The 24,440-nt window shown below is 41.8% G+C and carries 21 protein-coding genes and 1 pseudogene; 11 read left to right on the top strand and 11 right to left on the bottom strand.

All coding sequences use genetic code 11. The features are described 5' to 3' along the window. Nucleotides 1-280 precede the first annotated feature (280 nt). Together BM176_RS21910 and BM176_RS21905 are read left to right on the top strand one after the other, a co-directional pair. Nucleotides 281-487 (top strand): annotated as a pseudogene (locus BM176_RS21910) (helix-turn-helix domain-containing protein); the annotation flags it as partial. Further along, on the top strand, nucleotides 484-1,359 hold the full coding sequence (locus BM176_RS21905; protein ID WP_090106454.1) for an aldo/keto reductase: 876 nt from the start codon (nucleotides 484-486) through the stop codon (nucleotides 1,357-1,359). The pseudogene BM176_RS21910 and the gene BM176_RS21905, both read left to right, overlap by 4 nt. 179 nt (nucleotides 1,360-1,538) lie before the next feature. On the opposite strand, the gene BM176_RS21900 is transcribed toward BM176_RS21905, so the two are convergent. Further along, on the bottom strand, nucleotides 1,539-2,540 hold the full coding sequence (locus BM176_RS21900) for an aldo/keto reductase (RefSeq protein ID WP_090106539.1): 1,002 nt from the start codon (nucleotides 2,538-2,540) through the stop codon (nucleotides 1,539-1,541). Nucleotides 2,541-2,630: 90 nt separating this feature from the next. Continuing rightward, nucleotides 2,631-2,750 (bottom strand): helix-turn-helix domain-containing protein, encoded by a 120-nt coding sequence (locus tag BM176_RS33145; protein ID WP_369823750.1) that lies wholly within the window; start codon nucleotides 2,748-2,750, stop codon nucleotides 2,631-2,633. 133 nt (nucleotides 2,751-2,883) lie between these two features. Here BM176_RS33145 and BM176_RS21895 point away from each other — a divergent pair, with 133 nt between their 5' ends. The 7 genes from BM176_RS21895 to BM176_RS21860 all read left to right on the top strand — a co-directional run bounded on the left by BM176_RS21895 (nucleotide 2,884) and on the right by BM176_RS21860 (nucleotide 9,942). Beyond that, nucleotides 2,884-4,458: a Na+/H+ antiporter gene (locus BM176_RS21895; protein ID WP_090106453.1), complete on the top strand. Its 1,575-nt coding sequence runs from the start codon at nucleotides 2,884-2,886 to the stop codon at nucleotides 4,456-4,458. Between the two features lie 123 nt (nucleotides 4,459-4,581). Further along, nucleotides 4,582-5,370 carry a HipA family kinase gene (locus BM176_RS21885; RefSeq protein ID WP_090106452.1) on the top strand — a complete coding sequence of 263 codons (789 nt, stop codon included), beginning with the start codon at nucleotides 4,582-4,584 and terminating at the stop codon, nucleotides 5,368-5,370. Beyond that, nucleotides 5,348-5,731 (top strand): DUF3037 domain-containing protein, encoded by a 384-nt coding sequence (locus BM176_RS21880; RefSeq protein WP_090106451.1) that lies wholly within the window; start codon nucleotides 5,348-5,350, stop codon nucleotides 5,729-5,731. Before BM176_RS21885 ends, BM176_RS21880 begins: the two co-directional genes overlap by 23 nt. 3 nt (nucleotides 5,732-5,734) lie before the next feature. After that, nucleotides 5,735-6,421, top strand: coding sequence for a VIT1/CCC1 transporter family protein (locus BM176_RS21875; protein WP_090106450.1), 687 nt, complete (start codon nucleotides 5,735-5,737; stop codon nucleotides 6,419-6,421). A gap of 119 nt (nucleotides 6,422-6,540) precedes the next feature. Next, nucleotides 6,541-7,947 carry an ATP-binding protein gene (locus tag BM176_RS21870; protein ID WP_090106449.1) on the top strand — a complete coding sequence of 469 codons (1,407 nt, stop codon included), beginning with the start codon at nucleotides 6,541-6,543 and terminating at the stop codon, nucleotides 7,945-7,947. Nucleotides 7,948-7,971: 24 nt separating this feature from the next. Then, nucleotides 7,972-9,663, top strand: a complete 1,692-nt coding sequence (locus BM176_RS21865; RefSeq protein WP_255373569.1) for an FAD-dependent oxidoreductase — start codon at nucleotides 7,972-7,974, stop codon at nucleotides 9,661-9,663. A 6-nt stretch (nucleotides 9,664-9,669) separates the two neighbouring features. Then, a complete protein-coding gene (locus BM176_RS21860; RefSeq protein ID WP_090106448.1) occupies nucleotides 9,670-9,942 on the top strand; it encodes a UBP-type zinc finger domain-containing protein in 273 nt (90 codons plus the stop codon). Between the two features lie 222 nt (nucleotides 9,943-10,164). Here BM176_RS21860 and BM176_RS21855 read toward each other — a convergent pair whose 3' ends face one another. From BM176_RS21855 to BM176_RS21815, 9 genes are all read right to left on the bottom strand, one after another. After that, entirely contained in the window at nucleotides 10,165-11,316 is a 1,152-nt protein-coding gene (locus BM176_RS21855) for an acyltransferase family protein (RefSeq protein ID WP_090106447.1), read from the bottom strand. Next, nucleotides 11,309-13,507 (bottom strand): alpha-N-acetylglucosaminidase, encoded by a 2,199-nt coding sequence (locus BM176_RS21850; protein WP_218162260.1) that lies wholly within the window; start codon nucleotides 13,505-13,507, stop codon nucleotides 11,309-11,311. The genes BM176_RS21855 and BM176_RS21850 overlap by 8 nt, the downstream gene beginning before the upstream one ends. Before the next feature lie 9 nt (nucleotides 13,508-13,516). Continuing rightward, on the bottom strand, nucleotides 13,517-14,884 hold the full coding sequence (locus BM176_RS21845; RefSeq protein ID WP_090106445.1) for a glycoside hydrolase family 27 protein: 1,368 nt from the start codon (nucleotides 14,882-14,884) through the stop codon (nucleotides 13,517-13,519). 89 nt (nucleotides 14,885-14,973) lie between these two features. Next, a complete protein-coding gene (locus BM176_RS21840) occupies nucleotides 14,974-16,569 on the bottom strand; it encodes a RagB/SusD family nutrient uptake outer membrane protein (protein WP_090106444.1) in 1,596 nt (531 codons plus the stop codon). A 19-nt stretch (nucleotides 16,570-16,588) separates the two neighbouring features. Further along, on the bottom strand, nucleotides 16,589-19,885 hold the full coding sequence (locus tag BM176_RS21835; protein WP_090106443.1) for a TonB-dependent receptor: 3,297 nt from the start codon (nucleotides 19,883-19,885) through the stop codon (nucleotides 16,589-16,591). 316 nt (nucleotides 19,886-20,201) lie between these two features. Continuing rightward, on the bottom strand, nucleotides 20,202-21,368 hold the full coding sequence (locus BM176_RS21830) for a FecR family protein (RefSeq protein ID WP_090106442.1): 1,167 nt from the start codon (nucleotides 21,366-21,368) through the stop codon (nucleotides 20,202-20,204). A 73-nt stretch (nucleotides 21,369-21,441) separates the two neighbouring features. Continuing rightward, nucleotides 21,442-22,017: an RNA polymerase sigma factor gene (locus BM176_RS21825; RefSeq protein WP_090106441.1), complete on the bottom strand. Its 576-nt coding sequence runs from the start codon at nucleotides 22,015-22,017 to the stop codon at nucleotides 21,442-21,444. Between the two features lie 120 nt (nucleotides 22,018-22,137). Beyond that, complete coding sequence (locus BM176_RS21820; protein WP_090106440.1) at nucleotides 22,138-22,392, bottom strand: hypothetical protein; 255 nt, start codon at nucleotides 22,390-22,392, stop codon at nucleotides 22,138-22,140. Nucleotides 22,393-22,456: 64 nt separating this feature from the next. Beyond that, nucleotides 22,457-22,840, bottom strand: coding sequence for a hypothetical protein (locus tag BM176_RS21815; RefSeq protein WP_090106439.1), 384 nt, complete (start codon nucleotides 22,838-22,840; stop codon nucleotides 22,457-22,459). A gap of 811 nt (nucleotides 22,841-23,651) precedes the next feature. On the opposite strand from BM176_RS21815, the gene BM176_RS21810 reads away from it, so the two are divergent. After that, the gene (locus BM176_RS21810) at nucleotides 23,652-23,873 is read left to right on the top strand and encodes a hypothetical protein (RefSeq protein WP_090106438.1); all 222 of its coding nucleotides are present in this window, start codon (nucleotides 23,652-23,654) and stop codon (nucleotides 23,871-23,873) included. 232 nt (nucleotides 23,874-24,105) lie between these two features. Then, nucleotides 24,106-24,330 carry a hypothetical protein gene (locus BM176_RS21805; RefSeq protein ID WP_090106437.1) on the top strand — a complete coding sequence of 75 codons (225 nt, stop codon included), beginning with the start codon at nucleotides 24,106-24,108 and terminating at the stop codon, nucleotides 24,328-24,330. The last annotated feature ends 110 nt before the right edge of the window (nucleotides 24,331-24,440 follow it).

Below are 24,440 nucleotides of genomic sequence, written 5' to 3'. Positions count from 1 at the left end.
ACATCTGAGATGTTTCTCTTTTTTATTTTCAGCCAATACCTACGCTAGTCCAACCATATAGTGGAGTACTTCATTACCCGAGGTGTTCCACACTCATCTTTAACAATTGGTGGTAATCTTCATTTATATCATTGAAAATATTGTGCAGACTAAAGCAAATACTTGATACCTCACCATTTTGTATCAATCATCCTCTATACTTTTACAACAGTAATACAAGACGAAATGATGGCTAAGATAGAAGTAGGAAACGGGGCACCATGCCTGCTACTTCTATGAGCAAAGAATCTTACTGGAAGCTAAAAAGCTACTGGCCGATACAGCTTTGCCCATCGGAACGATAGCTTACAAGCTGGATTATGATGTTTCAAATTTTACCAGGTTCTTCAAAAGGTTCGTGGGAATAACTCCTTCATCATACAAGAAATCTATAGTCAATCATCCAGAGTGGACATTTCATTTAAAAAGAAAAAATAAACTAAAATGAGTAATAGAATAATCACTATTGGAGCGGGCACGGCAAGCCCTCTAACCGCCCGTACACCAGGTTACGGAACCATGCGCCTAACTGGTAACGAAGTATGGGGCGAACCACGAGACCGCGATGGGGCCATTGCACTTTTGAGAAGAGCCGTAGAGTTGGGTGTCAACTTTTTCGATACCGCAGATTTTTATGGCCCCGGGGTAACCAATCGACTTTTGGCAGATGCATTGTATCCTTACCCTGCTAACCTTATTATTGCTACAAAGGTTGGAGCGATACGAGGGGCTGACAAAAGCTGGCTACCATACAGTAAGCCTGAAGAATTAAAGAGAAGTGTAGAAAACAACCTTAAAGAATTGAAACTGGAGCAGCTGCCCCTGGTGCATTTTGGAAAGGCATTGAATAGTCCGGGAGATTATGAAGAATCCTTTGCCACCATGTTAGAGCTGCAGAGAGAGGGTAAAATCCTGCATTTAGGACTTACTAATGCGACCATTGATCAGTTTAACACCGCCATTACAATGGGTACAATTGCCAGCGTAGAAAATATGTATAGCTATACTCAACGGGTTACTGATCCTAACAGTCCTTACGGAATGCAGGGAGGTGAGATACTCTCTTTGTGCGAGAAACATCAGATTCCTTTTGTTCCTTATTTTTCACTCCAAACGTCTCTGCCAACTGAGCAGAACAAGATGAAAGAGGTAGCTGATGCTAAAGGTGTCACTGTTGCGCAGCTCAACATCGCGTGGCTGCTTCATCAATCTGCGTGGATACTACCCATTCCGGGAACTACATCCATCCAACATCTGGAAGAAAATATAAAAGCAACTGACATTTCGCTTTCAAAAGAAGAGTTGACTTTTTTAGGCTAACCAGTTGACAATATTAATTTCTCCCAGATATTCTACGCTTTTAAACCTCGCCAATTATCAATACATTTTTCATTGTTCTATATATTTTCTTTTCGGGTATATCAGCAAGCTCAATATTTAATCTTCCAACATGGAAAGCAGGCCCTAATCAAGCCTTGTACGAATTGATCTTAACTACATTACCTGTCTACTAATTTTTGCAAATTTTCAGGATAGCGGTTGCCTTGCACTTCAATTTGTGACGCGGCACTGTCAATTTCCTGTAAGTCGTTTGCGGTAAGTTCTATATTGATTGCACCAATGTTTTCTTCCAAACGATGCAGCTTAGTAGTACCCGGTATTGGAACTATCCAGGTTTTTTGTGCAAGCAACCAGGCCAATGCTATTTGGGCAGGCGTTGCATTTTTGCCTTTGGCAATATTACCAAGCAGATCAACCAATGCCTGATTTGCTTTGCGGGCCTCAGGTGAAAAGCGGGGAACTATGTTGCGGAAGTCGCTACTATCAAACATAGTGTTTTCGTTGATTTTTCCTGTAAGGAAACCTCTGCCCAATGGACTATATGGCACAAAGCCAATACCCAATTCTTCTAATGTTGGGATGATTTCTTTTTCTGGTTCTCTCCACCAAAGAGAGTATTCGCTTTGTAGAGCGGCTACAGGTTGTACAGCGTGTGCTTTACGGATGGTTTGTGCTCCTGCTTCTGAAAGTCCGAAGTGTTTTACCTTGCCTTCTTTAATTAAATCCCGCACTGTGCCAGCAACATCTTCGATTGGTATGTTAGGATCTACACGGTGTTGGTAGAATAAATCAATGGCGTCAACTTTTAATCTCTTAAGTGAAGCTTCGGCTACTTCCCTAATGTGTTCAGGGCGGCTATCCAATTCGTTCCATCGGCCACTCCCATCTGCATTAGGTTTGAAGCCAAATTTAGTTGCAATAATTACTTCGCCACGGAAAGGTGCAAGGGCTTCGCCAACTAATTCTTCATTTGTGAAAGGGCCATAAACTTCGGCAGTATCAAAAAAAGTAACGCCACTTTCTACAGCAGAGTGGATAAGGGTAATCATTTCTTTTTTATCAGCAGCAGGGCCATAGCCAAAGCTCATACCCATACAGCCAAGACCTAAAGCTGAAACCTCTAAACCACTATTCCCAAGTTTACGTGTTTGTTGTTTCATATCCATAATTTTTTGTCGTTAATTATGGATACAAAATTAGAGATGCTTAATATGGCAACCTTACGAAAAAGAAACAATATCTTACGAAAATCAAACATTTCTGAATTTAACAGGGCTCTGCTGTACGTGCTTCTTGAAAAAGTTATTGAAATGGGTTACCTCGTTAAAACCTAAAGCGTAGGCAATTTCGGATGCTGTCCGGTAAACCACTCCCAAAGCCTGAAAACTCTTGTATAGCAAGTCTTTTCAAAGTATAAGTTATGCCAATAAAAACTGTTCCTTTAAAGCTGAATCAATCACATATCAATCCATATCTTCGTATATTGTTTAAATAATTATATAAATGCTGGAACATTTTCCGTTTTACCTGACCCTTATCGTAGCCATTGTATTACTCATAATGCTGGCTAACAAAATAAAAGTGGCATATCCTGTATTGCTGGTGTTGGCCGGATTAACAATTAGTTTTATCCCTGGTATTCCTACAATACACATTGATCCGGAACTTATTTTTATCATCTTCCTGCCCCCATTGCTCTATGAAGCTGCCTGGACTATATCATGGAAAGAATTGTGGCGCTGGCGACGTATCGTCAGCAGTTTTGCCTTTCTGGTGGTGTTCCTTACGGCAATGTCGGTTGCTTTTGTGGCCAATCATTTTATTCCCGGGTTTTCACTGGCCCTGGGCTTTTTGTTAGGGGGCATCGTATCTCCACCGGATGCGGTAAGTGCAAGTGCGATATTAAAATTTGTAAAAGTACCCAAACGGATGTCTTCTATTCTGGAAGGTGAAAGTTTGCTGAACGATGCATCGTCGCTCATTATTTTTCGCTTTGCGCTAATAGCAGTAGCCACCGGGCAATTTATCTGGCACGAAGCTGCATTGAGTTTTAGCTGGATGCTGTTAGGTGGAGTGGGCATAGGTTTGCTGGTGGGATGGTTGTTTATGAAAGCTCATAAATACCTGCCTACTGATGCCAATATGGATATTGCACTGTCTCTTGTTACACCTTATATGATGTACATTACTGCGGAAGAAGTACATAGTTCTGGTGTGCTGGCTGTGGTAAGCGGTGGTTTATTTTTATCTAACAAAAGGCATCTTTTCCTGAGCAGCACTTCACGACTGCGTGGTGTAAATGTTTGGGAAAGTTTGTGCTTTATACTGAATGGGTTAGTATTTATTATTATTGGATTGGATTTGCCCGAAATTACGGCCGGACTTGAAGGGGTAAGCATTTCATCTGCTATTGATTATGGTGTATTGATTACTCTTGTTTTGATCCTGGGAAGACTTTTATCTGCGTATGGTGCTGTAATTGTTACGCTTATTGCGCGATACTTCATAACAGTTGCGGATAGCAGAAATCCTGGCTACAAAGTTCCATTCGTACTCGGTTGGACGGGTATGCGTGGCGTGGTGTCACTTGCAGCTGCTTTATCCATACCGGTACATCTTAGTGATGGTTCTGCCTTTCCACAAAGAAACCTTATCCTCTTTATCACGTTTATCGTTATCCTGTTAACCTTATTATTGCAAGGATTGACATTGCCGTATATAATCAGAAAAGTAAATATGCCTGATCTTGACCCAACCTTGCCCGAAGAAGAAGCATATAACCTGATACGAAAGCAATTGGCTGAACATGCCCTGCAGCATTTGAAAACGAATTATAGCGAGCAATTAAACAATCAACCTGTATTGCAACAAATGGCCCGTAAATGGGAAGATAGCAGTCTTTCAGCTAATTATACAGATATGGTAGTAGAGTGCAAAACCATATATCTTGATATTCTAAACCAACAAAGGCAGTGGCTGATAAATAAAAACAAAGAGGAAAAAACTTTAGACGAAGATATCATCCGCAAGCATTTTAGATACCTGGATTTGGAGGAAGAGAAACTTGGTTTCATATAAATCCTCCTCCTGCCAGCATACTCGCACAGGTTAATAAATTATTCAGGGAAGATGTTCTGATAGAGATTGAAGCAACGGCTGTTATTCCTGTTAAATAAAATTTGGTTAATTTTCGGCTCACTTATGGATAATAATCTCAGAACTGTTAATGTGATAAGATATGTCACACCATTGCGCGAAGGAGGCTCATTACCTGCTATCGCGGAAGCCGATGATGGCTTCCTGTATGTACTGAAATTTCGTGGCGCCGGACAAGGCGTGAAAGCTCTCATTGCCGAATTGATTGGTGGAGAGATAGCCCGTGCACTGGGCATAAAAATACCAGAACTTGTATTCGCCAACCTGGACGAAGCTTTTGGAAGAACAGAGCCCGATGAGGAAATACAGGATCTGCTCAAAGCCAGTGTAGGACTCAACCTTGCACTGCATTATCTTTCAGGTGCCATTACCTTCGATCCTACTATCACTACCGTACCACCGAAATTGTCCTCACAAATCGTATGGATGGACTGCCTGCTTACCAACGTAGATCGTACCGCCCGCAATACTAATATGCTGATATGGCACCAGGAATTATGGCTGATAGACCACGGTGCTTCACTTTACTTCCACCATTCCTGGCAAAATTGGGAAGAACAGGCTAAACGCCCGTTTGCACACATTAAAGATCATGTACTTTTGCCACAGGCATCCGAACTGGAAACTGTAGATGCGGAATTCCGCGCCATCCTTACTCCTGAAAAGATCCAGGCAATAGTAGCAATCATACCCGACGAATGGCTCACCGCCGGCACAACAGATGAGACAGCAGAAGAACGCAGACAGGTGTATGCTCAATTTTTGATAACAAGAATCGAATCCTCAGAAATCTTTGTAAAAGAAGCACAAAATGCAAGAAAAATACTTATTTGAGTATGCCGTTATACGCGTTGTGCCACGGGTTGAACGGGAAGAGTTTCTCAACATCGGTGTCATTCTCTATTGCAAACAGAAACGCTTTTTACAAACGATCTATACTATCAATACAGAACGGATACTCTCCTTCTGTGATTCTTTAGATATCGATATCCTGGTGGCTTATCTGTGTGCTTTTGAACAGATTTGCAAGGGCACTGAAGAAGGTGGCCCCATCGGCAAACTTGATATAGCATCCCGTTTCCGCTGGCTCACAGCTACCCGTAGCAGCATCCTGCAAACATCCAGAGTACACCCGGGATTCTGCATAGATCCACTCGAAACATTGATGAAATTACATACCCAACTGGTTTTATAACTTATGAAGCATACAGAACAACATTTAAAAAGCTCTGACTTTATTACGGATATGGTGATTGGCATGAGCGACGGACTAACCGTTCCTTTTGCGCTGGCAGCAGGCTTAAGTGGTGCTGTAAACAGTAATACTATAATCATTACGGCGGGTATTGCCGAAATAGTAGCCGGTTGTATCGCAATGGGCTTAGGCGGTTTCCTGGCAGGGAAAACTGAACTGGAACATTACCAGAGCGAATTAAAAAGAGAACATGATGAAGTGGAAAGTGTGCCTGACAAAGAAATGGAAGAGGTAAAGGAAATCTTCGCAGAATATGGATTAAGCCCGGAAGCCCAGAACATAATTGCCCAGGAACTATCGAAAGACAAAAACAAATGGGTGGACTTCATGATGAAGTTTGAACTGGGACTGGAAGCTCCAAATCCTAACCGTGCGCTGCAGAGTGCTCTTACTATTGGTATTTCCTATTTCGTTGGCGGATTACTTCCTCTGTCCGGTTATATCTTCACCTCCACTCCACAGCAGGGATTGGTAGTATCTGCCATCCTCACCATCATCTGCTTATTCGTATTTGGATATTTTAAAAGTAAAGTAACAGGACAACCACCCATGTCCGGTGCATTAAAAGTAACCCTGATAGGATTACTGGCTGCCAGTGCGGCATTTGGTATAGCCAGACTGGTGGCATAAATAAAATACTCCTTTTCCCGGTTTCCATCAATGTCAATATAACGGATGGTTTTATACATATCATCGGTCACAATAACTAATATTGGTTTTATAAGTAACTTTAATAGAACTACATCTTTATGAATAAAAAAGTAACTGTTGAATGGCTTCAATCTATTGAGGCTATAAAAGATGTTCCTGCTGATCAGCTCCAATGGCTGATAGACCAGAGTGAGCAGGTGACCATCCCTGCCGGTGGGTTTTTATTCAAAGCCGGTGGACCGATGGAAAATACCAATTTCATCATATCAGGGAAAGTAAGAATATGCCGGATAATGAATAATAAGGAGGCACAGGAAGTAGCCCGGTTTGAAGAAAAAAGTATTATCGGTTATCTCCCGTTTTCACGAGGATTAGTGTCCGCGAATGACTGTGAGGCAATCGTTGATACAGAAGTCATGAACTTCCCCCTGGGAAGAATGAATAACCTGATCAAGAGTCATTTTGAACTTACGCAGGCGCTTGTTCACATAATGACCAACCGGGTACGCGACTTTGCTGCCTATATCCAGCAAAATGAAAAGATGGTGGCATTAGGTAAACTCTCCGCCGGACTGGCACATGAACTGAATAACCCGGCGGCGGCAGTTGTACGTGGTGCTGTATCTTTAAAAAAACATTTACAGCTATTACCGGAAACCTTTAAAGACATCATCTCCATACGCATGAGTCCTGAAGATGTGGATATTGTGAATGACAGAATGTTCGCTGTATTAAACAGGAATGAACATCCAACATTGTCTCTCATGCAGCGGTCAGATAAAGAAGATGAATTAACAGAATGGCTGGACGATCATAACATAAACAATAGTATTGAACTGGCTGAAAATTTCGTTGAATTCGGTTTTGGCATTGCAGACCTGGAGGCCTTTAAGGAACATATACCAACTCCTTTCCTCCCTCCCATCTTCAACTGGATCAATAAAAACCTGGTCACCGAAAGAATGGTAAGTGATATTGAGGATGCTTCTTCACGAATCGCACACCTCGTAAACTCCATCAAAACATTCACTCATATGGATCAGGGGCTGGAAAAACAGCTTACAGACATTCATTCGGGTATCCAGAACACACTGACCATCCTCCAATATAAATTGCGTAAAAACAATATTGAATTAATCCAGCACTTTGATACTAACCTGCCGGCAATAACAGCGCATGTAGGCCAACTGAATCAGGTATGGACAAATCTGCTCGATAATGCACTGGACGCAATGGAGGTGAATCAGAAAGGGATACTTGAAATAAGAACAGAGATAGATGGTGATTGCATTCAGATAACCATCACAGATAACGGACCGGGTATACCAGCCGATGTTAAATCGAAAATCTTTGACCCCTTCTTTACTACAAAAGAAGTAGGAAAAGGCACAGGACTGGGACTTGATATTGTGAATCAGATAGTACGCCGGCATCGTGGTACTATCAGGGTCAACTCTGTTCCGGGTCATACCGAGTTCATTGTTCACCTCCCTATCAATGGATAATTTGTATATTTAAACTGGTAGTCTATGCCAATCAAAGACGCTGAAAAAACAATGAGTTTACCTATCATTCTATGTATTGATGACGATGCACAGGTATTACGTGCATTAGTACGGGATCTTAAAACCAAATACCGCGACCACTATAAAATAATCAGTACCGCAGTCGTTAACGAAGCACTGGATAGCTTACTGGAACTGAAGAACAAAGGGGAAACAATCGCCATGTTCATTACAGACCAGCGGATGCCTGTCATGGAAGGAGTTCCCTTCCTTGAAAAAGCTATCAAATTTTACCCTGAGGCAAAACGTGTGCTGCTCACTGCTTATTCCGATACAGATGCTGCTATCAAAGCGATCAATACCGTGCAGCTGGATTATTACCTGGTAAAACCCTGGGATCCACCTGAAGAGAAATTATACCCTATTATAGATGGATTACTGGAAGACTGGCAAACTATCTATCATTCGGACTTCAAAGGTATTAATGTAGTTGGGCATCAATATTCGCAGAAGTCTCATGCCATCAAGGATTTCCTTGCCGGGAACCTTATTCCATACAAGTGGCTGGATATCCAGACAACAGAAGAAGCGGAACGGCTACTCACCCTGAATAACCTTTCCAGCAATGATTTGCCCGTTGTTTTCTTCGAAGATGGGACTTACCTCGTAAACCCATCTATCCTGGAGATTGCGGGAAAAGCCGGACTGAATCCACATGTTAAACATGATGTGTACGATGTTGTAATAATCGGTGGAGGCCCTGCAGGATTAGCGGCCGGCGTATACGGTGCTTCAGAAGGTTTAAAAACATTACTGATTGAAAGACGTGCCCCCGGCGGACAAGCAGGTACCAGTTCCCGTATAGAAAACTATCTCGGCTTCCCCACTGGATTGAGTGGCGCAGAACTCACACGCAGGGCTGTGACACAAGCCGCTAGACTTGGTACTGAACTGATCACTCCTCAATCAGTAAAAGACATTCAGCAGAAAGATGGTTATAATAAAATCATTCTGGAAGATGAAACAACGATCAATACCCGAAGTGTGATCATTACCACAGGTGTCGATTACAGAACACTGGACAAGAAAGGGATTTCCGACTTTACAGGAGCCGGCATCTACTATGGTGCTGCGATGACGGAAGCGACAGCCTGCCGGGATAAAGAGGTCTTCATCGTTGGTGGCGGTAACTCTGCCGGTCAGGCAGCTATGTACTTATCCAAATTTGCCCGGAATGTATATATCATGATTCGCAAAGAAGGGCTGGAAAGTACTATGTCTGCTTATTTGATAGAACAGATCAAAGGAACCTCCAATATTACGGTCAGAGGCTGTACTGAAATTGTAGAAGCAAAAGGATCTGATAAGTTAGAACAACTCGCTTTAATCAATGTTGATACCAAAGAAACAACTCTTGAAAAAGCCGATGCACTTTACATCTTTATTGGAGCAAAACCTTTTACCGACTGGATTGCACTCAATATTATCAAGGATGAAAAAGGGTTTATTGAAACAGGCCGGGAATTGAAGAGTTATGAAAATTTCAATAAAATATGGAAACAAAACCGCGATCCCTATCTGCTTGAAACCAGCTGTCCGGGCATCTTTGCTGCCGGTGATGTGCGTGCTCACGCAATGAACCGGGTAGCTGCCGCTGTGGGCGAAGGTTCAATGGCCATTAGTTTTGTACATAAATATCTTGCTGAAGTAAAATAATTAAAAATGGAACAACCAGATATCTGTAAACACCTTCAGGAAATACATACCTTAAAGGTAGAACATGAACATGTATGTGAAGAGTGTATAAAAACCGGAGATGAATGGTTACACCTGCGCACCTGCCAAACCTGTGGTGTTACCTTATGTTGTAATGATTCACCTAACCAGCATATGGATAAACACTACCATAAAACCAAACATCCTGTGATCTCATCGGCAGAACCGGGAGAAAGATGGTTGTGGTGTAATGTGGATGAGATCTTTGTAGAATACTAATTTATTATTATCGGGACATTGAATGCTATTGATCATAAATACACTGTATCTGCCTGTTTAGTTTCTTAATTTAACTTTAGAATAAGATTTTAGATCAGAACATTATTGTGCTTCACTTGATCATCACGGCAGATAAGGTATTTATTGATCAATAGCTCCCACTTTATCAGCAGTTCTATACTTTCCTTGGTTGTGAATTGGGCAGCATAAAAGTGTTACGAACTATACTTTCAAAAACAACTTGTTCCTATATAGAAAATAAAGAAAACATAATTGTACCAGCGTAACAGATATCGCAGCAAATACAGGTTGCCATATCAATGGCATAAGATGAATCAATCCACCGAAGATGAAATTGCTGGTATACGCAAAATTGACCATCCCTTCTGCTGCCATATAGATAACGATCGAATTAGTACCTATGATGATGAATGGGAAAGCCCAGCGTTTCCATTCCAGCACATCTATCACAAAGTAGAACACTGAAAACAGTATCAGACTCCACCCTCCCACATACAACACAAATGAACTGGACCATAACCGCTTGTTGATAGGAAATACTATATCCCATAACAATCCCAATAGCAATAAAAGAATTCCTGCAGCAAACAATGCTGCTGCTTTTTTATACATGGAGAGAGCTGATCTTTGCAGGAAAGTTCCTGTTAACATACCAAGTAATGCAGTGGCAATAGCAGGCATGGTGGATAAGAAACCTTCCGGATCATGTACCCCATCATGTAGCTTACCGGGAATCAGTAACCGATCCATATAAGATTCCAGCGAGCCTTCCATCGTCAGGACACCGGCACCATGACCAGGAACGGGCACCCACATCATCAACGCCCAATACCCCAGCAAAATGCCGGCAAACCATACGATCTGTTTGCGCACATTAAAGTTGAGATAGATCAATCCTCCAAAGAACCAGGCCAACCCTATTCTACCCAGTACACTGGGCAAACGGGTATTCTCCAGCCCATTGAATTTCAGCAACCCATTCACTACCATCCCCAGCAAAACCAGGATCAGCATACGCCGCAGCATAGACCGGTAAATCTTCCGCTTTTCAGCACCGGGAAGTAACTCCGGCGAGGCCACACCTGCCAGCTCCATTTTCTTTTGCAGCGAAAATGGCATTGTCATACCTGCAATAAGCAGGAACAGCGGAAAAATCATATCATAAAAGGTGCATCCATTCCATACGGTGTGATGCAATTGATCAGACATCCAAATAAATACAGGCCAGTGAGTAGCCTTCGCCAATTCATGCACGATGTGTTCCCCACTCATGATCCAGAACATATCAAAACCACGCAATGCATCTAATGAAAGTAACCGCGAAGAGCGAGGTACAGTGACTGTCTTATTCATATGCAGCTTCTATTTCAAGATGATACTTATTGTACATCTCCTGCGCTACTGTAACAGGATTACCCGATACTTTCACAGGAAAAACTTTCTGTTCATTCACCCATTTCCATTCCCACTGACTGATCTTCTTCTCAAATGCTGTTAGATCAGGAGTAATATCTGTTCGCAGGGAAGAGTCAAGCAATCCAAAGAACTGTTGCCAGCGTGCTTTGTAAAAATCATGCAGCAGGCCACTCCATTGCCGGTTGGAATATTCATGTAACGGACTTTCCGCATCTCCCCAGAGGGTAATCAGGTCACGGGCATTACGTTCATATAATGCTTTCTCTTGCGGCGTAGTTCCCCACTTCCTGGCATCTGCCAGCCAGGGTCCCAGCATGAAATCCTTTTTCGTTGCCAGCAACCTGTCCATGTCTTCGATCAGTTGTAAGAATGCGCTGCTTGTTTTCTTGAAGGCGACGCTGTCTTTTGCCCTGTAAGCACTGATCCATTTCTTTTGTAATGGTAAAGCATAGTTAGCCATTACCTGCCGGGTTACATCTATCAGGTCATATGTAAAGCCGTCTGTATTAGCACTTGATTTGATAAACAATTCCCATGCAGACAGCAACTCCTTTGGTGGATAGTTCAGCAATGTTCTGGTCCATTTTGTTGTAGAATCAAAAGTTGGACGACCGGTAATAATAGATTCCGCCCCATCTCTGATCAGTTGACCATTATAAACGGTATGCCGTAGTATCTGCCAGGCTTTCAGCAAGCTATCGCTTTGCGTACCGTATCTGTTTAACACATATTTGCGCAACCATTCGTTCAATTGTACCGGCTCCGTTTGCCACGTATGCTGCATAGTGAGTTCATACATCACAGGATTTTGCTCAATGGCTTCCATCGTCAATCCTATCCCGGCTAACCTCCGGGAAGCGCTATCATGCAACGCTAACGCCGGACCGGCAGCCACACCATCCATACGGCCAAACAGATTCACGTTCCCGCCAAAGTTGTTCAGCATATTCCAGATCCAGGGCTTCCCATAAAAAGCATCCGTTCTTTTCCATACCGGTTCTATTTCTGCTGCCAGATCCAGTAAGATCATCTTATTATCAGGTACAGCTTTTAGCAGCGCTTCTATCTGTGGTGCTTTCCAAAATTTACGATCACTATAAAACAACCATCCCTGCATTACCCAGGTGGCAGCGGTATCGGCCTGTTTCATTCCTTCATAGATCCGGGCGCTCAATGCTGACAGATAAGCTGGTTCGTCAGAAGGAGGTTCGTTCTCATTAAATGTATCTGCGGAGTATAAATGATCTGTGCCGAATAAACGGGTTTGTGTTTGCAGAAACTGTTTTCCTATTTGAGCAAACATAGGATCTTCAGCATCCAGGATATAAGTATCAGCAAAACCATTGCTCCAGTTGGTAGCCTTTAGTTTTGCATTTGGAAACTTCTTTTTAAATGCTGCTGGAACATGCCCGGTAAACGCCGGTAATACAGGGCGCATACCTAATGCCCTCTCCTGCTTAAGAATCTTCTCTTGCAAAGTTTTGTGGCTCTTCATCCAACTGAGTGGTAGCGGGCCTCCCCATCCATCCAGATTACCCATCCAGAACCATCCAAAATATGCCGGTCCGCAAAAGAAATCTTCCAGGTCTTTATCTGTGAAACCCATTCCTTTATACACTTCATACCAGGTATATTCTTCTCCGGTAACAGCCAGCGGCATGTTGATTCCATGCAGTGCCATCCAGTCTATCTCTTTCTGCCACCGCTCCCAATCCCACCAGCTCATACTGTAGTTGAAGGTGCAATAATTCAGATAATAACGGTATTCATAAGGTGTGGTTTTTCTAATCTTTGCTACCGCAGGTATTTTAGCCGGCAGTTTTAAGTTGGTGCCATTCCAGGTGATCTGGCAATGACAGTACTCTGTGAGATAATAATACAATGCAGAAGCTACGGCCACACCATTGTTTCCCCGCAATACGATCTTATTCTGACGGCTTTCTATTTCAAACACATCTTTCTGTAACTCCTGTGGCAAAGGTTCTACCACGAATACAGCGGCTTGTTGCGGTACCACTCTTTTTATCAGTGCAAGAGAAGCCTCTTTATTCAACTGTGCAACAGCCGGAAGTTGCATAGCAATCACTATTACGCAGATCATACGTAACAATTTCGTATATGTTTTCATGAGATACTATTACCTGGTAAACCGGAACAAGGCTGTTCCATGTGGATTGACCAGTTGTTTAAAACTATTTTTAGCAACACCTGCCGTTGTCTGTTTCCAGAGATCTTTTACCTGCCAGCTGCCTTTAATTCCCAAATCAGAAAAATTAACAGACACCTCACGAGGTTCATCTCCCAGGTTAAAGAAAGCAACATTCCAGTTGTTGGTTCCAGGCATCTGCGATACCCATACTACCGCATCATCTTTCCGGTATAACTGCCGGTTATTAATACTATGCTGATCAATATCCAGCACATCTTTATTAGTCAGTAACTGTAATACAAACGGAGTGTTCTCAGGCATATTACCTCCCATCATCAGCGGAGAACGGAACATGCACCATAATGTCATATGTGTACGTTGCTCATCTTCCGTGAACCGGGAAAACCTTTCCTGCAATACAGGACCGCGTTTAGATACTTTACCGAATTGCAGCATATCTGCATCTGGCCAGTAACCGGGAGCACCTATGCCCATCCATTCAGCACAATGATCAAACTGCTGCTTCAACTGTTTCCAGCTATCCCAGAAATCACCAGAGATACGGGATAGGTTGGAGTTCGCCTTTATGCTGGGCATATCCTTCTTAAGGTTCTTTGGAGAAAGACTTAATACAATAGGCCGGCCACTTTGCACTATTGCTTTGTGAATAGCTTCCGCCTCTGCCTGGTGATACACCATGTTAGCATCATCGGCCGTCATATCATCCATTTTAATATAATCCACTCCCCATGATGCATAGAGTGTAATCAGCGAATTATAATATTCCTGTGCGCCTTTTTTAGTAAGATCAAGGCCATACATATGATTCAACCAGGGACAGATAGATGCCTGATCCGCTACTGTAGCCGCAGTGGCATCAGTACCCAGGATCTTTGTGTTAGCCCATACTGCCTGCCTGGGAATGCCACGCATAATATGAATACCAAACTTTAAACCGAGTGAGTGTACATAATCAGCCAGGGGCTTAAATCCATTGCCATCTTTAGCTGATGGGAACTTTGTAACATCAGGCAACAATCGACCGTATTCATCCATTGTACACCAGGGAACATAAGCACCATCTTCCAATCTGAATTGTGGGGCATTGGAAACCTTTGCTCCGGGAGGGTGTGGATAGTACCAGCAATAATCAACAATTACATATTCCCAACCGTATTGCTTCAGGTTTTTCGCCATGTAATCAGCATTCGCTTTTACTTCATCTTCATGCACAGCACCACCAAAACTGTTGTAACTATTCCAGCCCATTGGAGGGGTAGTTGCTAATTCTTGTCCGAAAGACACTTTACTGATAAAACAGCAGAAAGAAAAGAGAATAAGATGTGAGACCTTCATGATTGATTATTTTATATTCATAACGGGGTCCGGAATAAACTAAATGCTCCGGACCCCGATAAGGTATATAAAAAAATTAATTACACCAACTAGTATCCAGGATTCTGATCAAGTTTTGGATTCAGCGCCCGTGCAAAAGTGGGTATAGGATAGATGCGGTGATTTACGTCTGCATCCGTTTTATATCCCCATGAGCCTTCAAACTTACCAAAACGGATCATATCATTTCTGTGCCAGGCTTCGTACACCATTTCACGATTCCTTTCTGCATAAAGATCGTCCAGTGTTACTGAGCCTAAAGCAGCCGTATTACGGATCGTTCTTACATTATTGATAAGGGAAAGTGCGGTTTGTCCATTGGTTTCTGCAGCTCCGCGTAAAATAGCTTCAGATTTCATGAGAAGGATATCTGCATACCGGAAAATCGGAAAGTCATTATCCTGGTTACGGGAAGTAGAGGTACTGTCCGGATAGAATTTAATACAACGGTATCCTTCTGCCCAGCTCTTTTCATCATTACCACAATCAAAGTTATCTACATTGGTAAGCACGATAGCCGGAGTAAGGTCTAACTCGTAGTTATATGCCGCTGTTGGATTACTACCGGAATAGCTGGCATCATAACCTATATTGGTAGTAGAGATCACAATAGGCTTTCCACTGTAATCATACTGTTTGCCCTTTAAAAAAATATCATTTCGCACATCACCAGTCTGATTAAAGTAACTATAATACTCTGGCATTATGCTGATAGCACCACTGGGTGTATAAGGCAGGCTGTATTTGGCTTTCATTGCCCGGTGAAGATAATACCGCGCAAAGAACTGCCCGCTTGTTTGCGAATTCTGAGTAGCTGAATTAGTACAAGGCACAGCAAAGATAAATTCCTTGATACTGGGGCCATTGTTGATGGCAAACATGCCTCTGTAATTGCTTTCCAGCGCAAATTTACCTGCAGTGATTATACTATCGCACATTCTTACAGCGTCAGCGTTACGCTCTGTGCCTGTATATATTGTTGCATTCAGGTACATTTTAGCAAGTAATGCAAATGCACCATACTTTGTTGGCCGGCCGTATGTACTGGCGTCTACTGTTGTACTGAGACTAGGCAAAGCGTCCAGTACTTCTTTCTCAATGAAGGCAAATACATCTGCACGTTTGGTAGTACCGGGCTGTGTGGTATCTCCGAAAGTAGTGATCACCGGAACATTACCATAACTATCCATTAGGAAATAATAAGCCAGTGCACGCATGGTCTTTACTTCTCCAACGATCTGCGGATCAGGTACTACAGCAGAATTAGCAAAGGTAGATAACACCTGGTTACAGGTACTGATGGTGGTTGTCAGGAATGACCATGCTCCCCCCACATTACCATTATCAGGATTCCAGGTATGCAGATGCGTCTGCTGGTACTTACTACCATCAAACCAGTTACCACCTCTTGCGGGTAGTATGCTTTCATCGGTACTTAATGATTGCAGGAACCAGTATTCTCTGGTTAATGTAGCATTACCAAAAGCCGTATACACCGGGCCGGATGCCAGGATAAACTGTGCTTGCGTTTTTGGAAAGTTTTCAGGATTCAGTTTACTTTCTACGGGCACATCCAGATCATGACAGGCGCTTAAACAACCTGCCATCAGGAATGTGAATAATATATGTTGAAGAAGCTTATTCATAACTAATAATTTTATTTATTTAAAACGAAGCGTTTAATCCTACCAGGACAGTGCGCGTTTTAGGATAGAAATTATTTGAGTCCACACCAGGGGTTAACCCGCCCAGGTTTACCTCAGGATCAATGCCTTTGTATCCTGTAATGGTGAACAGGTTATTACCGCTTACATATACACGCAGGGAAGAGAGGTTCTTTGAAATATTCTTAAAGGTATAAGCAACCGTTGCATTATCCAGTCTCACATAATCTCCCTTCTCAATAAAACGGCTTGAATACCTATAGGCATTGATATCCTTTGCAGATTCCCCGGCAGAAGATACCAGCAAATTGTTTATACTGGCAGTAGAAGGTCTGTTCAGATCCGCCTGGGTTGCATTGAAGATATGGTTACCTAATGTTGAACGGAAGAAGAAATTAACTGACAGTTGTTTGTAGTTAAATGTATTATTCCATCCCAGCAATAATTTAGGTTGTGCATTACCGGCATAATAATAATCCTTCAGATTCGTAAGCGTAGCTACATTCGAAGTAACTTCCCCTTTTGAATTATAGAACTGTGAAACGCCGTTTGCATCCTTACCTGCATATTTAAAAGTGAAGAACTGTCCTACCGGATGGCCTGATTTTATCAACTGCAGGGTGGATCCTGTCTGCCCGCCACCATCTGGTTGCATCAATGCAATAGAATCCAGTCTGAACCGGCTGTTAGACATCGATTCAATATTATTTACATTATGCGCCACGTTCAGGGAAGTAACCCACGAAAAGTCTTTACTCTTTACAGGCGTCACATTAATACTGAATTCTATCCCTTTATTAGTCATTGTTCCTGCATTCGCAAGTAAAGTAGATACAGGATATTGTGTGGTTGATACGGGATAATTCCAGATCAGATCGGATGTTTTCTTGTTATAGACATCTACCGAACCTGTGATCAATCCATTTAACAATGTATAGTCCAGACCAATGTTACTCATTGCTGTCTTTTCCCAGCGCAAATCAGGGTTTGCATTCTGCGAAGGACCAATAGCAGTTACCCATGCACCGTTGTAATAAAGATAACCGGCAGCACCATATTGTAGTTTAGAAATGTATGGATCAAATCCAAGGGAGTTACCTGTTATGCCATAGCCTACACGTAATTTCAGATCACTCACAATATGCTGTCTTTTCATGAATTCTTCGCTGGTAATATTCCATGCTGCAGATATGGAAGGAAAATATCCCCACTGATTATCTTTACCAAAAGCAGAAGAGCCGTCACGTCTCACTGCTGCCTGTAAAAAATATTTACCTGCATAATTATAATTCAACCTGGCAAAGTCCGATATAAGACGCAGCTTGGTATAATAGTTATTTCCCCAGTCTACTTTGTAACCCGATCCACTGCTTCCAAGGCTGATGCCATAATATCCCAGCGCATCGGAAGGGAAATTGTAGTTATTACTCTGGAACCCATCGTTATTGCCATCCTGCTGATAAGAATAACCAAACAGTGCATTAATGGAATGTGCGCCTAATTTCTTATCATAGGTCAGGTAGGTTTCTGCAATAGTATTGGTATTCTGGAATGATGTTCTGTAAGCAAGGCCATTAGTGGCTCCTGTAGGAAGCAAAGAATTATAGTTGGTCGTATAATAGCTGTTATAATAAGTGCCTCCTGTTTTTTGTACATTCTGCCAGGCCACGCTGAGATTGTATTTAAACCCGAAAGGCAATTTCAGTTCTGCAGTTACATTTGCGATCATTGCCTTGGTTTGCAGCTTACTGTATGCATTGGTCTGCAAGCCTACCGGGTTGAAATACTTTTCACGCTTAAAGTTCTCTGTAAGACTGCCATCTGCCTGGTACACAGGAACAGTCGGTAAATACTTTACCATATTCTCCAGCAGATAACCTTTGTTGGTATTCTCCGGGGAATTTACAGCACTCGTCAGATCAGTAACCTGCAGGTTAGGAATATTGTCGGAATTCGTCACTGAATTACTGAGAGAGAATCCCAGTTTCAGCTTATCATCAAAAGCCTTTTGCTCAATGAATAAACGACCGTTATAACGTTCCGACTGTGTCCCTTTGATAATCCCCTCTTTCTTAAAATAATTAAGACTTACGCTATATAAAGTTTTATCGCTTCCTCCGCTTACTGCTATATTATGATTATGAGAAACACCGGTTTTACGTTCTACTTCTTTCTGCCAGTCTGTATTACCTCCCTGGTCATCGATAGGATCAAATGCAAGGCTGTTCTTTGTCACAAAGTCTCTCAACTGAGAAGCATTCATCATCTTCATTTTGTTAGACACTTTCTCGAAACCTACATAGCCGCTATATGATAATTGAGTAACTCCTCTCTTCGCTCTCTTTGTGGTGACCATGATTACACCATTCGCTGCGCGTGTGCCATAAATAGAAGTAGCGGCAGCATCTTTCAGTACATCAATAGAGGAAATATCATCCGGTGCAATCAATGTGATGTCTACACCCGGTACACCATCTACCACATAAAATGGTTGTTGTGCTGCTCCGGTACGCAATGTAGATGCACCACGCAGTACCATCGTAGATGTTTTATTTGGATCCCCACTGCTGGTTACATTCAAACCGGATACTTTACCCTGTAACAATTGCGCAGGATCATTGATAGGTCCACGGTTCAGATCTTCACTTTTAACAGAGGTTACAGCACTGGTCAGTTCTTTTCTACTCTGACTACCATACCCTACTACCACCACATCGGTGAGGCCCAGGGCACTGGTAAGCATGGAAACGGCAATATTACTACGCCCTCCAACAGCTACTTCCTGTGCCTTGAAACCGATAAAGCTAAACACAAGTACGGCATCATCAGCTACACCGCTAAGTGTATACTCACCACTGCCATTTGTTTGTGTTCCTTTAGTAGTTCCTTTTACCTGTACGGATACACCAGGTAAGGGGCTCCCTTTATCATCAGTTACTTTACCCACTACGGTCAATGCAGGTGCGGCTGCAGGTTGTACCACCATAGTGCCGGCGCTCCCGGCCAGCTTAGCCTTTACCACCACTGTTTTATTTACCATCTCATAGGTAAGTGGCTGATCTTTGAATATGATGTCCAGTACTTCGTGCAGATCTTCATTCTCAACGCTTACACTTACCTTTTTTGCCTGCTGCAACATTTGCAGTTTATAAAAGAAGGTGTAGCCGGTCTTCTTTTTGATCTCCCGGAACACATCCTCCAGCGGACGGTCCTTAAGCGACAAGCTCAACTTTTGTGCATAGCCTGCGGCATTAACCTGCAGGAAGGCGACGGTGAGCAGAAAAACAGTTAGTTTCATAACGAGAAATATTTTACGGTGCATTCGGGCACCCTTGCAGCTAGCTGCGATTCTGGTTGGTAAAAGCCCCGACAAAGAATGGGCCTTCACTTGATCATGCAATTGCATAACTTTACAGTGTTAGGGTTTAAGTAATAAATAGTCTCAGCGGATTGTTAATTAATGACCTGGCAATTCAGGGGCGGGCTCAATCGCCCCTTTTTCGCGCCATATGGGCAGTCTTTTCTTACGGTGATTTTTCCATAACGAATAACGTGTTTAATATTTGGTGGAATCGTGCTCTTCTCTAACGCTTTACAATAACCTTTCTACAGCATTATGGTTTTACGATAATCTTCCTTCCCTGTACATTTAAATTCACGCCGCTTGCTTCCAGGATCTTTAATACAGAAGACATGTTTTCATTCCTGAACATTTCCCCCCGGAAGTGATCTTGTGGAATGCCCTCAGGATAAACAATCTCCATATCATACCATCGGCCCAGCTGACGCATTACATCTTCTATAGTGGCATCGTTAAAAGTAAAAAGTCCGTTCTTCCATGCGATTGTGGCATCGAGATCAGCCTTTACTACTTTCATATCTCCGTTGTCGTCTAGTTGTGCCTGTTGTCCCGGTTTTAGCACCACATCTTTATTTTCCTGTTTCACTTTCACTGCGCCATCTACCAATGTTGTTTTGATGGCCTGCTCATCTGCATAGGCCATCAGGTTAAAACTTGTACCTAATACCTGCACTTCCATCTTATTCACCTTGACCATAAAGGGCTGCTGTGCATTTGTGGCAACTTCAAAATATGCTTCCCCCTTCAACTGTACCTGCCTGGTTTTGCCCGTAAAAGCGGTAGGAAAAGTGATACTGCTCGCAGAGTTCAACCATACAATTGTACCATCAGGCAGGGTTACCTGATATTGTCCGCCACGTGGAGTAGAAAGGGTATTCATTGCTGCCGGTTCCCCGCTGGCAGATTCGTGGCCATTATTATATGCCAGCTGACCGCTTTTCAATTTGATCACTGTAACTGTTCCCTGTTTGCTTAATGCACCGTTCTGCGCATCTTCCAGCACAATTACGTTTCCATTTGCGAGAGTAAGAGTGGCTTTATTACCACCGGGAGCAATATCAGACACATTGCCGGATTTCTGCCCTAAAAGTTGTTGTTTGTTGTCAGGATGTATGAGCCACCGGCCTCCAGCCAGTATTAGCAATAATACTGCGGCAGCAGCACTGCCCCACCAAATCTTCCTGTTACGTCCTGAAATATGTTTTACTGAAATTATTTCGTGTAGTAGTTTCTGGCTTTGCTCTTCGGTATAAACAGGAGGAATGTTTCTTGTTTCCTGCCACACATCATCCATCACAGCTTTCAAAGCATCTTCATTTTTGCTGTCCGCAAGCAGTTGCATCAGTTCTTCCTCCTCCTGCGGAGTCACTGTACCATTAAAATAACGGCGCATTAGATCTTCTAATAACTGGTCAGACATGATAGTGATTTTGGTTCCTTACATATTAAAGACACCAATAAAAACAAAACCGGGTAGTCCGTTTCTGTTTTTTTTAAAAAATTCTGAAAAGGATGAATAAAATGATGTGGTGGAGATGGGCGCGCACATAGGTAGTGATTGAGCGCAAAGCGGCTGACAAATGTTTACGGGCGGTTTCAGGAGATATCTGCATATGCCGGCTTATCTCTGCATATGCCATACGGTGATGCTGTTTCAGGAGGTACACCTTTTTTTGTTGGGTAGGCAATTTGGCGACTGCCTGTTCTATTAGTGGGGTATAATCGTTCTCATCTGCTACTTCGGGAACAACTTCCTGCTCATGTTCCCAGGTTTCACGACGTACGCGTTCCCGGGCAATCTGCCGCAGACAGTTAAATGTCTCATTACGGGCTAATATATACAGGTAACTTTCGATTTGTCTTACTTCCAGCAAGCGTTCCCGCTGCGTCCAGATCTTCATAAATACATCCTGGACAATCTCTTCTGTAAGGGCTGCAGATTTAGTCCACCCCAGCACAAAGCCACCTAACCTGTTATGGTTGGCGTGGAATAACTCAGCAAAGGCAGCTTCGTCTCCGGCAGCTATCCGTTGCAACAGTTCATTGTCCTTATGCTCGCAGTTATACATACTGAACACCCCTTGGCAAAATAGGTAAAATACTCCCCCTTACCTAAAAATACAAAAATGTCCGGATGAACAAAGCGGATTATAAAATAAACGCTACAAATGATTGCTCACAAGAATTAGTTAGAGACTTACTGGCAGCCCGTTATAAAATGCCTGAAATGCATTCTTTTCAGACCAAACGCTAACGCTAAGATTCTCTTTTTTCTCATCCAATTTAATTTGTATTTCCAAACTATCCGTACCTAATCCCATTTCCTCTTCAGAAATCAAAAATTGAAGTTGATCATTTGGAGGTAGCATAAAAGTTTCTCCAACAGGTTCAAAGGCAATTAACATATTGTTATTAGTACTATTTGATAATTTAAAGCTTTTCATTTTATTTAAATAATGTGAGGAGGTTCATAGTATTTATCCCCTGCCGGAAAGTACCTGCAGCTTATTATCCTAAATAAGAATCAAAGGAATTCTTTAAATACATCTTCCCCTTTGTATAAAACTCATAATTATTCTCGTCATTTATTACACCTATTGTTACTCCATCAATATCAATAGAATACCTGAGTTCTACGCTTTCCAAACACGAGTCTGTTTCAATTATAACGTCTTCTCCTACAGGAACCATAAATAGGAATCCTTCTGGCTCTACAAAACAAGAAAGCTCTGAAAATCTAGAGTTTTCTTGTTTTACAAACTCGCCAAAACCCTTTGCTGGCTTACATATACAACAAATAACATCATTTGCCCTCTTAGTTCGATATGAATCTTTCTCAAAAACTAATTTTTCAGGAAATACCGCCCCAATGCTTTGTTGCTTTTCGCTCAAATTCGCTGTAGCATAGTGTTTGGATATATTGGGCAGTAGCTATCCGCAAAAGTTAAGTTGTTCTTTAACATTGGAATAACAAAAAGAAAATCTTTAAAGTGTAGTTTAGCATAAATAGTAAATAAATAAAATCCGTTTAGCCTTTTCAGACAAACGGATTTAAAGATGGTACTACCTACAAATGGTAGAATATATGCGAAAATCTATACGAGGGAATCAGCCTAAATTCCCGTGGAAAACTCTGGTGGAGTTAGTCCTAAAGGCCGTACCAGTTTTGATCCTTTTACATGATCATTTCTAGTAGTTTAACAAATGGCTGGGAGTCGGAAGCTCTCAGCCTATTTGTTTGAAGGCAATTTATCACCTTTTAGTCAAAAAAGTGAATTTAAATTATTCATGGAATCCCTTTTTCTATTGCTATAAGAATTAAAATTCATATTAAATTATTGATTTTCAATTATTTGAATAAAATCATGTAAGACTTAACTGCTTTATATTTTTTAATTAAATACATTCTTTCCAAGTTTCCCTTTTTCTATTGTTATAAGAATGGTACCTGTTGCTGCTAATAAATTCGAAAATAGATTGACAAGGTCTATAACTTATCGGTATTGTAGCAGAGCTTGTTTATAATTCAGGAATTTATACCTTGATTACCTTCCAGCATACCGGATAATACTTTCAGTTCGGACCCGACTTTGTCCTCATGTGCTAGAAGGGTGTTTTCATAATCACACCCTGTTCTTACAGGTACTAGCTCTATTGGTCTTGTCGTTCCATTTTTCGTATATTTAGTATCAAAATATTTTATATGGCAATATTTGTAAAATCTTCAGAAGAACAAGAATTCGGAAGGTTAGTAAACCTTGATTTGGTTACTTGCATAAAAAAGGGAGATAATAAAATCTACTTTTCTTTTGATAAGGACAATGCAATATTATGGGCATACCATGATATTAAACTATTAGAATCTGACTATCGACTAATTGAGGGCAAAGCTGTTGCATTAGTTGATTGGGGGCAGGAAATATAATTTATGCTCAAACTTATCATTTGCAATGTTCTTAACATCCCCTATCTCTGAAATATTTTCACTACCAGAAGCCCCTTCATTTATATAGAATCCCCTTTCCATTTTCCGTATCCAGAGCAATGTAATAGTCTATATATCTTTTCAAGGCCTAATCGATCGCGATTTCTTATATGTCCATTATATCTTTGAATTGTCCATATTGGGTTATATTTAATAGATAAAAACCACTGTTATGCATTATTATCAAGTGAGTTATTTGTTACATGAACCAGGTAATGGATCTTCTGGACATTGGTATCTTTATGATTCAACTAAACCCTATAATCCTAATACTTTGAAAGATCTACTGAGAAGTCTACATCATGGAGCTGCTGTAACATTAATAGAACCTCTTACAGAACTGACGAAAGAAAAATATGATGAGTTAAAGAGGTTACTTACTGGTAAGGCTTTTTAATAGTGTGGAGCGTTCAGTCCCCTTTTATTTTATCTTAAAGAAGTTAAAACGGATTGGGATAAGTTTCATCCCTTCTGCTAAATTAGCAGCTGGGCATTAATTTTTGCGCT

The sequence above is a fragment of the Chitinophaga sp. CF118 genome (genome assembly GCF_900112615.1).
GTDB lineage: Bacteria > Bacteroidota > Bacteroidia > Chitinophagales > Chitinophagaceae > Chitinophaga.
The sequence above is the reverse complement of the archived record's forward strand: the minus strand, read 5'-3'. Positions and strand labels throughout refer to the sequence as shown.

Coding starts and splice junctions, on each gene's coding strand:
- BM176_RS21905 (WP_090106454.1), top strand. CDS start 484: ATGAGTAATAGAATAATCACTATTGGAGCGGGCACGGCAAGCCCTCTA.
- BM176_RS21900 (WP_090106539.1), bottom strand. CDS start 2,540: ATGAAACAACAAACACGTAAACTTGGGAATAGTGGTTTAGAGGTTTCA.
- BM176_RS21895 (WP_090106453.1), top strand. CDS start 2,884: ATGCTGGAACATTTTCCGTTTTACCTGACCCTTATCGTAGCCATTGTA.
- BM176_RS21885 (WP_090106452.1), top strand. CDS start 4,582: ATGGATAATAATCTCAGAACTGTTAATGTGATAAGATATGTCACACCA.
- BM176_RS21880 (WP_090106451.1), top strand. CDS start 5,348: ATGCAAGAAAAATACTTATTTGAGTATGCCGTTATACGCGTTGTGCCA.
- BM176_RS21875 (WP_090106450.1), top strand. CDS start 5,735: ATGAAGCATACAGAACAACATTTAAAAAGCTCTGACTTTATTACGGAT.
- BM176_RS21870 (WP_090106449.1), top strand. CDS start 6,541: ATGAATAAAAAAGTAACTGTTGAATGGCTTCAATCTATTGAGGCTATA.
- BM176_RS21865 (WP_255373569.1), top strand. CDS start 7,972: ATGCCAATCAAAGACGCTGAAAAAACAATGAGTTTACCTATCATTCTA.
- BM176_RS21860 (WP_090106448.1), top strand. CDS start 9,670: ATGGAACAACCAGATATCTGTAAACACCTTCAGGAAATACATACCTTA.
- BM176_RS21855 (WP_090106447.1), bottom strand. CDS start 11,316: ATGAATAAGACAGTCACTGTACCTCGCTCTTCGCGGTTACTTTCATTA.
- BM176_RS21850 (WP_218162260.1), bottom strand. CDS start 13,507: ATGAAAACATATACGAAATTGTTACGTATGATCTGCGTAATAGTGATT.
- BM176_RS21845 (WP_090106445.1), bottom strand. CDS start 14,884: ATGAAGGTCTCACATCTTATTCTCTTTTCTTTCTGCTGTTTTATCAGT.
- BM176_RS21840 (WP_090106444.1), bottom strand. CDS start 16,569: ATGAATAAGCTTCTTCAACATATATTATTCACATTCCTGATGGCAGGT.
- BM176_RS21835 (WP_090106443.1), bottom strand. CDS start 19,885: ATGAAACTAACTGTTTTTCTGCTCACCGTCGCCTTCCTGCAGGTTAAT.
- BM176_RS21830 (WP_090106442.1), bottom strand. CDS start 21,368: ATGTCTGACCAGTTATTAGAAGATCTAATGCGCCGTTATTTTAATGGT.
- BM176_RS21825 (WP_090106441.1), bottom strand. CDS start 22,017: ATGTATAACTGCGAGCATAAGGACAATGAACTGTTGCAACGGATAGCT.
- BM176_RS21820 (WP_090106440.1), bottom strand. CDS start 22,392: ATGAAAAGCTTTAAATTATCAAATAGTACTAATAACAATATGTTAATT.
- BM176_RS21810 (WP_090106438.1), top strand. CDS start 23,652: ATGGCAATATTTGTAAAATCTTCAGAAGAACAAGAATTCGGAAGGTTA.
- BM176_RS21805 (WP_090106437.1), top strand. CDS start 24,106: ATGCATTATTATCAAGTGAGTTATTTGTTACATGAACCAGGTAATGGA.